This window comes from Vulcanococcus sp. (assembly GCF_044369115.1).
Lineage (GTDB): Bacteria > Cyanobacteriota > Cyanobacteriia > PCC-6307 > Cyanobiaceae > Vulcanococcus.
Genome location: NZ_JBIPMN010000090.1, coordinates 1 through 10403, shown reverse-complemented (window position 1 = coordinate 10403; position 10403 = coordinate 1). Strand labels below are relative to the sequence as shown.

The window sequence follows — 10403 nt, the reverse complement described above, 5'->3', positions numbered from 1 at the left end:
CAGGAGCCAGCGCTTGAGATCCATGCTGCAGCCTCGTTTCTGCCCGGACTCTGGCACAGCCGTACAATCCGGCCTGACCCGTTCTGCCGGAATGATCTCAAGCAACGACTTTCGTACCGGCACAACGATTGAGCTCGATGGTCAGGTCTGGCGCGTTGTTGAATTCCTGCACGTGAAGCCTGGCAAGGGCTCTGCGTTCGTGCGCACCAAGCTCAAGGCGGTGCAGAGCGGCAACGTGGTGGAAAAGACCTTCCGCGCCGGCGAAACCGTGCCCCAGGCCCAGCTGGAGAAGGCTGTGCTGCAGCACACCTACATGGAGGGCGACGACTACGTCTTCATGGATATGGCCTCTTACGAGGAAACCCGCCTGACCGCCAAGCAGATCGGCGATCAGCGGAAGTACCTCAAGGAAGGGATGGAAGTGAATGTTGTGTATTGGAACGGCAAGCCGCTGGAGGTGGAACTGCCCAACTCAGTGGTGCTGGAAATCACGGAAACCGACCCCGGCGTGAAGGGCGACACCGCCACCGGCGGGACCAAGCCCGCGATTGTGGAAACCGGCGCCCAGGTGATGGTGCCGCTGTTCCTCTCGATCGGCGAAAAGATCAAGATCGATACCCGCACCGATAGCTATCTCGGCCGCGAGAACTGAGCGCCATGCAACTTGATCACAACCAACTGCGGGAGCTGATCGCTCTGCTCGGCGAGAGCGATATCCAGGAGCTCAAACTCGAAGGCGACGACTTCCGCCTGGAACTGCGCCGCAATCTGCCGGCCAGCCAGCCCCAGGTGGTGATGCAGGCTGCGCCTGCTTCCCTGCCTGCGCCGGTGGTGGCCGCTCCAGCCACACCTTCTGTGGCACCGCCCGCCGCTCCTGCCGTGCGCAGCGATCTGGTGGAAATCAAAGCCCCGATGGTGGCCACCTTCTACCGCGCTCCTTCGCCAGGTGATCCGGCCTTTGTGGAGCTCGGCGCCCGCATCAACGTCGGCCAGACCGTCTGCATCCTCGAAGCGATGAAGCTGATGAACGAGCTGGAGTCGGAAGTGAGTGGCGAGGTGGTGGAGATCCTCGTGGAAAATGGCACCCCCGTGGAATTCGGTCAGGTGCTGATGCGCGTGAAGCCGGGCTAACCCAGCTCGAGCGCTGTATCGAGGGCAGCCCGCATGCTCGCTGCCCTGGCGATGCCCCGCCCGGCAATGTCAAACCCCGTGCCGTGATCGGGTGAGGTGCGCAGAAAGGGCAGCCCCAGGCTTGTGTTTACGGCCTGATCGAAGGCCAGCAGCTTCACGGGGATCAGGCCCTGATCGTGATACAGAGCGAGGTAGCCGTCGGCTGCTGAGGCTTGCTCGCCGCGCCAGGCCAGGCCGGCGTTGAGCCAGCAGGTATCGGGTGGCAGCGGTCCGATCAGCTCCACTTGCGGATGCCGCTGCCGCCATCCGTTCAGGCAGGGGATCAGCCAGTCCACCTCCTCGCGCCCCAGCTGCCCCGCCTCACCGGCATGGGGATTCAGGCCTGCCACCACCAGCCTTGGCTGCGGCTGGAAGCGCTGGCAGAAGGCCAGCAGCACATCCAGTTTCTGGCTGAGGCACGCACTGTTCAGCTGCTGCGGCACGGCCGCCAGCGGGATGTGAGTGGTGGCCAGCAGCGTGTTGAGGCGCCAGCCGCTCTGGGGTGAGCGCGCTGTGAACAGCATCGAGGCGGCTGCCTGGCCGCACAGCTCGGCCAGGCGTTCGGTTTGTCCTGGATAGTGGTGGCCTGCGGCGTGCCAGGCGTGCTTGGCGATCGGTGCGGTGACCAGGGCGCTGCAGATGCCGTTCTGCACCTGCTCCACAGCGGCGCTCAACCACTGAAAGCTGGCGTCACCGCTGGCAGCCCCGGCTCGGCCTGGTGCCAGTGGCTGCTGCAGGGGGAGATCCAGCACCTCCAGCGCGGCAGGGTCGGCGAGGGGGGCTGCGCTGCAGGATTTCAGCTCTTGGTAGGTGTGCTCCAGCCAGCGGCGGCAGCCCACCAGCAGCGGCGAAGGCTGATCGGCGGGCCACTGCGCCAGGGCTTTGAGTGTGACCTCGGCGCCGATCCCTGCCGGATCTCCGAGGGAGACGGCCAGGCGAACCCGCTTAGCGTGCGTCGGGCTGGCTGAGTGGAACATGCTGCGCTGGTTGTTGTTGCTGCTGATCGCCTTCGGCCTGGTGAAAGGGGTGGAGAGCGGTTGGGTGGAGCTGCACTGGAACCGGCTCCTGCACGACGTGGGCGTGCCGTTTGTTCCCGATCCGGATGCTCCGGCGGAACCCAACCAACAAACCTGATTCCATCACGGCTGCTTGGCGCTGCGCGCTTGCTCCTCCGCCAGGCTGGCGACAAAGCCTTCCCTGTAGCTGGGGTAGCGCAGCCGGTAGCCCAGTTCAGTGCAGAGCAAGTGGTTGCGAACGCGGCGGTTGTCGGCCCAGAAGCTGAGGGCCATCGGGCTCATCTGCGGGGCGATCGCCTCGAAGCGCTGCATAGCCGGCAGCTTGCAGCCCAGCAGGTGCGCGGCGTATCCCAGCGTTTCGCTGGATGGGCAGGGGGCGTCATCGCTCACGTTGATCACGGCGGGCCTCTGCCCCTCCCCTTGATCGGTGGCATGCAGCAGGGCTCCAACGATGTCGTCCACATGGATGCGGCAGAACACCTGGCCGGGTTTGTGCACCAGCCGCGCCTGGCCGCTGCGCAGCTGCTCAAACGGACAGCGCCCTGGGCCATAGATCGCCGGCAGGCGGAAGCTCTGCACCGGCAACCGGCTGCTCAGCCAGCGCTGCTCGCACTGCAGCCGCGCCTGGCTGCGGGGCAGCGTGGGTTGGGTGGGGGAGTGCTCATCCACCCAGGCCCCCTGGCTGTCGCCATAGACACCGGTGGTGGAGAGATAGCCCAACCAGCGCACGGGCTGGTGGCACAGCGGCGCCAGCAGGTGCTGCAGCGCAGCGTCCGAGCCCGTGGCATCGGGCGGCAGGGTGATCAGCACATGGCTGAGCTGCTCGGGTAGGGGCGGGATCGCCTGGGCTTCGGCGTCGAAGTGCAGCCAGTGGAGTGCTGCAGCACCCGGACTGGTTGGCTGCTCAGGCTTGCTGCGGCGATGCGTGAGCCACACCTGGGCGCCGCGTGCGGCTGCCGCGCGGGCGAAGCGCTCGCCGCTGTAGCCCCCGCCCACCACGAGCACCCTGGCCCCCGGGTTGACAGCGCGGGAGGTCATGAGTACACCTGTATCACTGCTTGGATTCGGCGATGACCGCTTCCTGTTTCTCTACTCCCCTGCCGGTGGCCCATGCGCTGCCTGCGGCCCATGGTCTTCAGCGCCCTTCGTTGTGCGTTCCGGCGCGCACCCGGGTCCGCGTCAGTGGCCTGCTGCTACCCGCAGTGTTGGGTCTGGTGCTGGGCGCAGCCCTGCTGGCACCGGAGCAGCCACGCGCTCAGGCGGAGATCTGTGAGCGCCACAACGGTGTGGCGGCTTGCCGGATCTGGTGAGCGGCCGGGCGGGTGGGTTCTGGTTGGTTTAGGCCGCCTGCAGTTCCAGGCCTGAAGGACCCGGGCTCGCCCACTGCAGCAGCCGCATGGCCAGGCGCAAGTCGCCGTCGGTCCAGGCGCGAATCGCCATGGCGCGGCGGGGGTCGTAGAAGCGCTGGCGGCGATACCACTCGAAGGCATCGGCATCGCTTTTGCGGCCATTGCAGGCCAGACAGGCCGGTACGCAGTTTTCGGTGGTGCTTAGCCCGCCACGGCTCTGCGGCAGAACGTGATCGATTGATTCAGATGGTTTTCCGCAATAAATACAGGTTTTGTGTGTAAAGGAGTGGAGATTTTGTCTCCAGCGTCGAACGCGAAGTTTGGGGCACAGATCTTCAAGGAAAACCGCATCCCTGGCGTGCATCCGCTTGGCTCGGTTGCTAAGAGTTTGCCTGCGGTGGCAGGGATGTCAATGTGTCGAGCGATGCAGTTTTGACGCTTGATCACGGTTCTTGCATCCAGCTAAGGGTTCCTTAGAATCAATACCGCTGCGCGACGATGCAGTGATTCAACGGCCCCGCAACGCCGCGTCGTCCCTTGCCTGCCTCGTCACAAGCGCCGCCCCGTTGCCTGATCCGTTTGGGGTCTTCGGGTTGCATTGAGGTGCAGCTGCCGTTCGATGCCGTCACCCAGGCGCAGTTGAGGGCCGTGCGGCCGCGTGGGCAGTGGATGGCGCGGCGCGGTTGCTGGCAGTTTCCGCTGGAGGCCGCGGCGGTGCTGCGCCGTCAGCTTGGGAGCCGTTTTGCCGTCGACCCTGACCTGCAGCAATGGTTTGCGTGGTTGGAGCAGCCTTTGCCGCCGTTACCACCCCATCGCGCCCTTGTGCAGCTCGCGGATTTGCAGGAGCCCCTGCCGGATGGCCGGGTGTTGTTTGCCCATCAGCGGGCCGCGGCGCGTTGGTTGCTGGCGCGGCGGGGTGCCGTGCTGGCGGATGCCATGGGGTTGGGCAAAACGCTCACGGCCCTTGCGGCCGCGCGGGCGATGGTGCGTGCGGCCGACTGCCGCATCGTGGTGGTGGCGCCGGCTGGGTTGCACCGCCACTGGCAACAGGAGGCATCGGCGCTGCAACTGCAGCTGGAGCTGCTCAGTTGGGCGCGCCTGCCCGATGGATTGCCACCCGCGGGCACGGTGCTGATCGCCGATGAAGCCCACTACGCCCAGAACCTCCAAGCCAGCCGCACCCAGGCCTTTTTGCGTCTCAGTCGCCATCCACGTGTGCGGGCGGTGTGGTTGCTCAGTGGCACGCCGATGAAGAACGGCCGGCCGGTGCAGCTGTTTCCTCTGCTGGCTGCCATTGGTCATCCCCTGGCGGCTGATCAACGGGCCTTTGAGGAGCGCTACTGCCAGGGCCACTGGCTGGAGCGAGGCGGCAAGCGCCAGTGGCAGGCCATGGGTGCCACCCATCTCGCGGAGCTGCAGCGCCTCACCCGGCCGCTGGTGCTGCATCGCCGCAAGCAGGATTGCCTCGATCTGCCTCCTAAGCAGCGGCTGTTGGTGCCGGTGGAGCTCAGCGAGGCGGAAGGGCGCGGTTTTCAGCACCGCCTTCAGCTCAAGATCGATGACTACCGCCGCCGGGCCGAGGCGGGGCTGGTGCGGCGCGATGCCGAAGTGTTGGCGGTGTTTACGGCCCTGCGGCAGATCAGCGCTGAATACAAGTTGCCGGCGGCCACAGCCCTGGTGCAGCGCCTGCTGGATCAAGGCGAAGCGGTGGTGCTGTTCAGCGCGTTTGTGGCCGCTGCCGAGCTCTTGCACAACCGACTTGGCGGTGTCTTGCTCTCGGGTCGTCAGCCGCCGGCTGAACGGCAGTCGATCGTGGATCGCTTTCAAGCGGGTGAAGCCCGCCTGCTGATCGCCAGTTTCGGGGTGGGCGGCCTTGGATTCACCCTGCACCGCGCCCGCCATGTGGTGTTGCTGGAGCGTCCCTGGACGCCTGGGGATGCGGAACAGGCGGAAGATCGCTGCCACCGCATCGGTATGCATGGCAGCCTGCAGTGCCACTGGTTGCAGTTGGGCGTGGCCGACCAGTTGGTGGATGATCTGATCGCCAGCAAAGCGGCTCGGATCGAGCAGCTGCTCAGCCGGCGGAGCTTGCCGGGGATGGTGCGCCAGCTGCTGGAGCGGTTGTGAGACTGCGGCAGCTCTTGGCCCTCAGCTGAATTTCCTCCACCAGCAACGGATCGGGCGACGCTGTTTTGGGCAATTGCTTCAGCAGCTGTTCGGCCGCCAGGCTGTCGCGACAGGCGGCTTGGTTATCGCCGGCCAGGCTGTGCAAGAGGGCCCGTTCGTTGCGGGGCTGCGGTTGTTGGGGGTGGGCTTCCACCACGCCATCGCAGCGGTTGAGCGCTTTCTTCAGGCGTTTGATCTCCACCTGCCGCAGGCAATCTCCTAGGCCGGGCAGGGTGGTGGTGGGATCGCTCGGGGCGCTCACGCACCCCCCGAGCAGCACCAGTGCCAGGGCTGTGGCGGAAGCCAGGGCGGTTCGTTTAGTAGGCGTAGCGCTCGCTCCGGGTTGTGCCGCCCTCGGAGCTGCTGCTGCTGCCTGTGGCGGCTTCGCGCTGTTGTTGCTGCTCCTGAGCTGCGCTGGCATAGAGATCACCGAGGTATTTGCCGCAGTCGGGGAAGGAGCCCGGGTTCTGAACCACAGCTTCTGTGATCATCACCGCGGCGTGCTCGGGCGAGGTCTTGAACAGACTGGCGCTCTGGCGCTTGATCAGTGCGTAGGCGGCCAACCAGCTCACCTCATGGTTGTTGCCCGAGTTGCGCATGAAGCAGTACACCTGCGCTCCTTTCCCGGCGGGGCCTGAAGGGTTTTCAGCGGCCCTGGCCACTGGCAGGGCGCTGACGATTGCCGTGGCGAGGGCTAGGGCCGGCAGAACCCTGTCGAGCGTTGTGCGCAGCATGAACATGACGGGTGGTGGGCCCAAGGTATCGGGCTCCTGCGAACCGATCCAGGGCCGGGCCGCTTCAGCCCGAGGGTGGCGGCGTCATGCCACTGGCCAGTAGCAGCCGCATTGCCACCGGTAGCACCAGCAGCACGGTGATCAGGCGCACGGCATGGAGCACCGCCACCGGGGCACCCACGCCGAACTCATCGCCCGCCAGGCTCATGCCGCTGATGCCGCCTGGGGCTGCTCCCAGCAGCGCCACCAGCGGATCCAGACCCAAGAGCCGGCTGCAGCAGAAGCCCACCAGCAATCCGGCCACCACCAGGGTGAGCGTGATCACGATGGCTGGCTTCCATAACTGCCTCAGTTCAGTCAGGGCTGTGGCGGTGAGGCTGGTGCCGATCACCGTGCCAATGCCGATTTCTAGGGCGGTGCGGGTACCGGCGGGCCAGCTGGCGGCTTCCAACCGGCCGCTGAGGCTGAGCAGGCCAGCCCCCAGCAGGGCGCCTGCCAAGGGCGCTGCGGGGATGCCCGTGCGCAGGGCCAAAACTCCTCCACCCAGTCCGGCCGCCAGATAGGCGAGCAGCTGCAGGGGTGAGCTCATGGCAGCCAGCCGCGGGAACAGGCCAAGTCTGCTGGCTGGTCGAGGGCTGGTGTGTTGTTATCGGGGCCCCTGGACTGCGCAGTATGGCGGCTGAATCGGTGTCATTCCGGATCACACGATCCACGGAAGATCTGGCGCAAACCGTCTCGGCGCTCTCCCAGCGTCTGGTGAAGCTGGAGCAGCGTCTGGCGGCACTGGAGCTCCAGCTGAATCGGGTTGCGGCTGAGCCTGAGCCGGATCCCGATGATCTGCTGCGCCTGGATCGGGTTGCGAGCCTGTTGGCTGATTGCCGCAGTTTGCTGGAGGAGGAACCCAGCGCCGAGCAACACGGAGTTCCTTGGTCGGAACCCCAGCAGCACGAGGACGCGCAGGCGGCCTGAGCAGTGCCTTGGCAGCGGTGCCACAATGGAAAGAAAGCGAACCATGGCCTTCTCCAACAGCCATCGCACCGCTCCAGCCACCGGCAAGGCTTCAGGCTCTCCCGCTTGCCAGAACCGCGGTTATGCCGAAGGCGGCCACCAGCTTGAAAAGCTGGAGTTCGCCTTGGCAGTAGCGATCACCCGCGGCGATCAGCAACGGGTCAACCAGCTCCGCGATCAGATCGATGCACTGGGTGGCAACCGCGAAGAGCCCGGCACCTGATCGTTCAGGCCATCAACTCTGCGCTCCATCACTGTTGTGATTCCGTGATCGGCATGGGCGTGCTGCTTGGATTTGCACCACGCCCTTTAACATCGATACACGCCAAAGTCGACGCATGCAAGCGACACGTCAGGCTCCGGCACCTGCCGCTCGCCGCGAAGACCTGTTGAAAGAGGCTTTTAGCCACGCTGAGGCGGCTGAGCTCGCCGCTGCCTCGGGGGAAATCGAAACCGCGGCGCGATTGATCTTGCAGTCGCTTGATTGCGAGCGCAGGGCCGGCAGTGTGGGCCCGCAGGTGCTGCAACTGATTAAGCCACGCAACTGATTCCTGTTGTTCCACCCTTTCGGTTCGAAAGGATCTGGTTCGCGAGGTTGCGGGCTGAATTTGCTGTTGGCAAGCGGGTGACCGGGCTCGAACCGGCGACGTTCAGCTTGGGAAGCTTCTCGATTGTTCAGCCGAACTGCTTGCACTGGTGCGAGTCTCATAAGCCCTCAGGCTTGGATGTGAGAAGGTCTGTGAGAGGCTTTCGATCAGGTGCTTGCCATCGATAGCTCATCTGCAAGCAGCGCATAGCCCATCGCCCGATAGCCCCGCAGCCGGCGCTCCCACATCCGTTGCGTGATCGGATGGCCGAGATCAAGCCAATCGATGATGCGCACGCTTGTCTTGACGCTCTGTTGTCTATGCAGGCGGCCGGTGGCCAGCACGATGCGGGGCGTCTCAGGAGGTAACGCTTCCAGCGCGGCAAGGGTGGCGCTGCGCTGGCGCGCGCTCAGGCGGCCATGCAGCAGAAACAGGTTTGACACCTGCTCGGCCAGCGCGTGGGCGATCGTCGTGATGTGATCGGTGCGCTCGCTCAGGAGCAACAACCTGCGGCCGTCACCCCAGCAGGCAAGAGCCTCCTCCACGATCCGCTCGGTGCGGCGTGGGTCCTCCGCCAATCGCCGCATCAGCTCCTGGATCGGCAGATCGGTTGGCAGCCTCTGGAGTTGATGGGTGCGGCTCACCAGCTCCAGGATCTGGGGCGCTCCTGCAGGCCGCTGGGCGGTGTGGCGAATGGGGCCGCACTGCATGAACAGGATCGGCTGCAGACCGTCGCGGCGCACCAGGGTGGCGGACAGTCCCAGCACGTAGCGCGCCTTCACCTGGCGCAGGATGGCCTCAAAGGACGCCGCCGCGATGTGGTGGCATTCGTCGACAATCACCTGCCCGTAGGTCTGCACCAAGGGATTCACCTCGCCCTTGCGCACCAGCGACTGCATCACGGCGATGTCGAGTTGGCCGGTGGGCTTGGCTTTGCCTCCACCGATGCAACCGATCGCCTCAGGAGCGACATCCAGAAAGGTGTGGAGCCGCTCCTGCCATTGGCGCAGCAGCTCCGCCCGATGCACCAGCACCAGGGTGTTCACGCCCCGCCGAGCCAGGAGCGCTGCTGCCACAACCGTTTTCCCGAAGGCCGTCGGTGCCTGCAGCACGCCGATGTCATGGCGCAGCATCGCATCCACGGCGGCCTCCTGGTCACCCCGAAGTTCGCCCTTGAACACCAGCTCCAGCGGTGTTCCGTTCTGGCGCTCATCCACCAGCTCCCAGCTGATCCCCTGCTCCTGCAGCAGGGTCTGCACTGGTTCCAGGCAGCCCCGTGGCAGGGCGATGTGCTGGGGAAAGTTTTCGGCGCAGCCGATCACCCGCGGCTTGTCCCACACCGACAGGCGCATCGCCTGGGCTTTGTAAAAGGCCGGGTTGGCGAAGGCGGCAAGGCGGATCAGGCGATTGAGCAGTGGCTGCGGCAGGCTCGAGCGCCCCACATAGAGGCGATCAGCCAGGGTGAGCGTGAGGGTGAGCGTGAGGACAGTGGGCAGCGGTCCTCTGAGCCGCGATAGCGGCACCGCTGACTTCCATGGAGTCGCCAGGTCCTCCTCATCGATGAACGCCAGATCGAGCGGATGGCCACCGCCGGTGGCGCTCTGGATCAAGGTCTGCAGCCCGGCCACCGATAGCCTCCGCAGGGCTGCCAGATAGCCCCACTGATCGGGATAGGGCTGCAGGTCGTCATCCACGAACACGCTGCAGGCCCGCTGCCGGGGTTGCTTCTGCAGCGGCAGGGCGATCAGGTTGCCGAAGCCGCCTTTCGGCAGGATGTCCTGGTTGGGGAACAGCCGGTCGTAGGAGCTCAACTGCAGCTGACGCGTGGCGTTGCAGGTGTGGCTGATCAGGGCCGCCCCCAGCTGGCGGGCCTCCCGCGCCGATACGGCCTCCTCAAAGAACACCCACACGTGAGCACCGGCCCCGGAACGGGAGATCTCCAGTGCTGCTGGCACCGCCAGCTCCCGGCAGGAGCGCAGAAAGGCTCGGGCGTCCTCGCGCCAGTCCTGCTCATCGAAATCCACCGCCACCAGATGACAGGTGTCGTTCTCCAGCAGGGGGTAGAGGCCGATGGTGTGGTCTCCGGCCAGGTGGCCGTAGATTGCTGCATCGCTGAGCGGCAGCAGCTCGCGGTGGTTGCAGTCGCGGCAGGAGATCCGTGGCTTCTCGCAGATGCCTGGGCGCCACGCATTAGCGCAGGCCGGTGCATAGCCCGAGCGCCCGTTGCTGTTGCTCTGCCAGCGCAGGGCGTAGACGTCGTCGCGACCGCGGAACAGGTGCCGGAACAGCGCCACCTTCTCCTGCGTGGAACTGGGGCCGTTGGCAGGTGCTGCCTTCGCAATCGGCGCGGTTTCCGTTGGGGCAGGTTCCCCG

15 protein-coding genes are annotated in these 10403 nt (G+C 65.7%); 8 read left to right on the top strand and 7 right to left on the bottom strand.

Annotation, left to right across the window (positions count from 1 at the left end; all coding sequences use genetic code 11):
• Positions 1-91 precede the first annotated feature (91 nt).
• Together efp and accB are read left to right on the top strand one after the other, a co-directional pair.
• Positions 92-652: an elongation factor P gene (gene efp / locus ACIQ2E_RS08410; RefSeq protein ID WP_296366971.1), complete on the top strand. Its 561-nt coding sequence runs from the start codon at positions 92-94 to the stop codon at positions 650-652.
• Positions 653-657: 5 nt separating this feature from the next.
• Positions 658-1131, top strand: a complete 474-nt coding sequence (gene accB / locus ACIQ2E_RS08405; protein WP_398328878.1) for an acetyl-CoA carboxylase biotin carboxyl carrier protein — start codon at positions 658-660, stop codon at positions 1129-1131.
• On the opposite strand, the gene pdxA is transcribed toward accB, so the two are convergent.
• Entirely contained in the window at positions 1128-2147 is a 1020-nt protein-coding gene (gene pdxA, locus ACIQ2E_RS08400; protein ID WP_398328875.1) for a 4-hydroxythreonine-4-phosphate dehydrogenase PdxA, read from the bottom strand. The two genes, accB and pdxA, sit on opposite strands and share 4 nt — an antisense overlap.
• Here pdxA and ACIQ2E_RS08395 point away from each other — a divergent pair.
• Positions 2146-2304: a hypothetical protein gene (locus ACIQ2E_RS08395; RefSeq protein ID WP_398328872.1), complete on the top strand. Its 159-nt coding sequence runs from the start codon at positions 2146-2148 to the stop codon at positions 2302-2304. The genes pdxA and ACIQ2E_RS08395 overlap by 2 nt on opposite strands.
• 5 nt (positions 2305-2309) lie before the next feature.
• Here ACIQ2E_RS08395 and ACIQ2E_RS08390 read toward each other — a convergent pair whose 3' ends face one another.
• Complete coding sequence (locus ACIQ2E_RS08390; protein WP_398328869.1) at positions 2310-3224, bottom strand: NAD-dependent epimerase/dehydratase family protein; 915 nt, start codon at positions 3222-3224, stop codon at positions 2310-2312.
• Between the two features lie 32 nt (positions 3225-3256).
• Here ACIQ2E_RS08390 and ACIQ2E_RS08385 point away from each other — a divergent pair, with 32 nt between their 5' ends.
• Positions 3257-3496, top strand: coding sequence for a hypothetical protein (locus tag ACIQ2E_RS08385; RefSeq protein ID WP_398328866.1), 240 nt, complete (start codon positions 3257-3259; stop codon positions 3494-3496).
• A 28-nt stretch (positions 3497-3524) separates the two neighbouring features.
• On the opposite strand, the gene ACIQ2E_RS08380 is transcribed toward ACIQ2E_RS08385, so the two are convergent.
• Complete coding sequence (locus tag ACIQ2E_RS08380) at positions 3525-3899, bottom strand: HNH endonuclease (protein ID WP_296451027.1); 375 nt, start codon at positions 3897-3899, stop codon at positions 3525-3527.
• 209 nt (positions 3900-4108) lie between these two features.
• On the opposite strand from ACIQ2E_RS08380, the gene ACIQ2E_RS08375 reads away from it, so the two are divergent.
• Positions 4109-5662, top strand: a complete 1554-nt coding sequence (locus tag ACIQ2E_RS08375; RefSeq protein ID WP_398328883.1) for an SNF2-related protein — start codon at positions 4109-4111, stop codon at positions 5660-5662.
• Here ACIQ2E_RS08375 and ACIQ2E_RS08370 read toward each other — a convergent pair.
• From ACIQ2E_RS08370 to ACIQ2E_RS08360, 3 genes are all read right to left on the bottom strand, one after another.
• Positions 5610-5963 carry a hypothetical protein gene (locus ACIQ2E_RS08370; RefSeq protein WP_398328862.1) on the bottom strand — a complete coding sequence of 118 codons (354 nt, stop codon included), beginning with the start codon at positions 5961-5963 and terminating at the stop codon, positions 5610-5612. The genes ACIQ2E_RS08375 and ACIQ2E_RS08370 overlap by 53 nt on opposite strands.
• 55 nt (positions 5964-6018) lie before the next feature.
• Entirely contained in the window at positions 6019-6435 is a 417-nt protein-coding gene (locus ACIQ2E_RS08365) for a DUF6554 family protein (RefSeq protein WP_398328859.1), read from the bottom strand.
• Between the two features lie 64 nt (positions 6436-6499).
• On the bottom strand, positions 6500-7024 hold the full coding sequence (locus ACIQ2E_RS08360; protein ID WP_398328856.1) for an AbrB family transcriptional regulator: 525 nt from the start codon (positions 7022-7024) through the stop codon (positions 6500-6502).
• Positions 7025-7122: 98 nt separating this feature from the next.
• Between ACIQ2E_RS08360 and ACIQ2E_RS08355 the strand changes: the two genes are divergently transcribed.
• The 3 genes from ACIQ2E_RS08355 to ACIQ2E_RS08345 all read left to right on the top strand — a co-directional run bounded on the left by ACIQ2E_RS08355 (position 7123) and on the right by ACIQ2E_RS08345 (position 7991).
• Positions 7123-7404: a hypothetical protein gene (locus ACIQ2E_RS08355; RefSeq protein WP_398328853.1), complete on the top strand. Its 282-nt coding sequence runs from the start codon at positions 7123-7125 to the stop codon at positions 7402-7404.
• A 43-nt stretch (positions 7405-7447) separates the two neighbouring features.
• Complete coding sequence (locus ACIQ2E_RS08350; protein WP_398328850.1) at positions 7448-7666, top strand: hypothetical protein; 219 nt, start codon at positions 7448-7450, stop codon at positions 7664-7666.
• Positions 7667-7781: 115 nt separating this feature from the next.
• Positions 7782-7991, top strand: a complete 210-nt coding sequence (locus tag ACIQ2E_RS08345; RefSeq protein ID WP_398328847.1) for a hypothetical protein — start codon at positions 7782-7784, stop codon at positions 7989-7991.
• A gap of 206 nt (positions 7992-8197) precedes the next feature.
• Here ACIQ2E_RS08345 and ACIQ2E_RS08340 read toward each other — a convergent pair.
• Positions 8198-10403, bottom strand: a 2206-nt coding sequence (locus ACIQ2E_RS08340) for a TOTE conflict system archaeo-eukaryotic primase domain-containing protein (protein ID WP_398328844.1), incomplete at its 5' end; no start/stop codon positions are given.

Bases quoted from the DNA above. Each gene is read 5' to 3' on its own strand.
- efp (WP_296366971.1), top strand. From the start codon at position 92: ATGATCTCAAGCAACGACTTTCGTACCGGCACAACGATTGAGCTCGAT.
- accB (WP_398328878.1), top strand. From the start codon at position 658: ATGCAACTTGATCACAACCAACTGCGGGAGCTGATCGCTCTGCTCGGC.
- ACIQ2E_RS08395 (WP_398328872.1), top strand. From the start codon at position 2,146: ATGCTGCGCTGGTTGTTGTTGCTGCTGATCGCCTTCGGCCTGGTGAAA.
- pdxA (WP_398328875.1), bottom strand. From the start codon at position 2,147: ATGTTCCACTCAGCCAGCCCGACGCACGCTAAGCGGGTTCGCCTGGCC.
- ACIQ2E_RS08390 (WP_398328869.1), bottom strand. From the start codon at position 3,224: ATGACCTCCCGCGCTGTCAACCCGGGGGCCAGGGTGCTCGTGGTGGGC.
- ACIQ2E_RS08385 (WP_398328866.1), top strand. From the start codon at position 3,257: ATGACCGCTTCCTGTTTCTCTACTCCCCTGCCGGTGGCCCATGCGCTG.
- ACIQ2E_RS08380 (WP_296451027.1), bottom strand. From the start codon at position 3,899: ATGCACGCCAGGGATGCGGTTTTCCTTGAAGATCTGTGCCCCAAACTT.
- ACIQ2E_RS08365 (WP_398328859.1), bottom strand. From the start codon at position 6,435: ATGCTGCGCACAACGCTCGACAGGGTTCTGCCGGCCCTAGCCCTCGCC.
- ACIQ2E_RS08360 (WP_398328856.1), bottom strand. From the start codon at position 7,024: ATGAGCTCACCCCTGCAGCTGCTCGCCTATCTGGCGGCCGGACTGGGT.
- ACIQ2E_RS08350 (WP_398328850.1), top strand. From the start codon at position 7,448: ATGGCCTTCTCCAACAGCCATCGCACCGCTCCAGCCACCGGCAAGGCT.
- ACIQ2E_RS08345 (WP_398328847.1), top strand. From the start codon at position 7,782: ATGCAAGCGACACGTCAGGCTCCGGCACCTGCCGCTCGCCGCGAAGAC.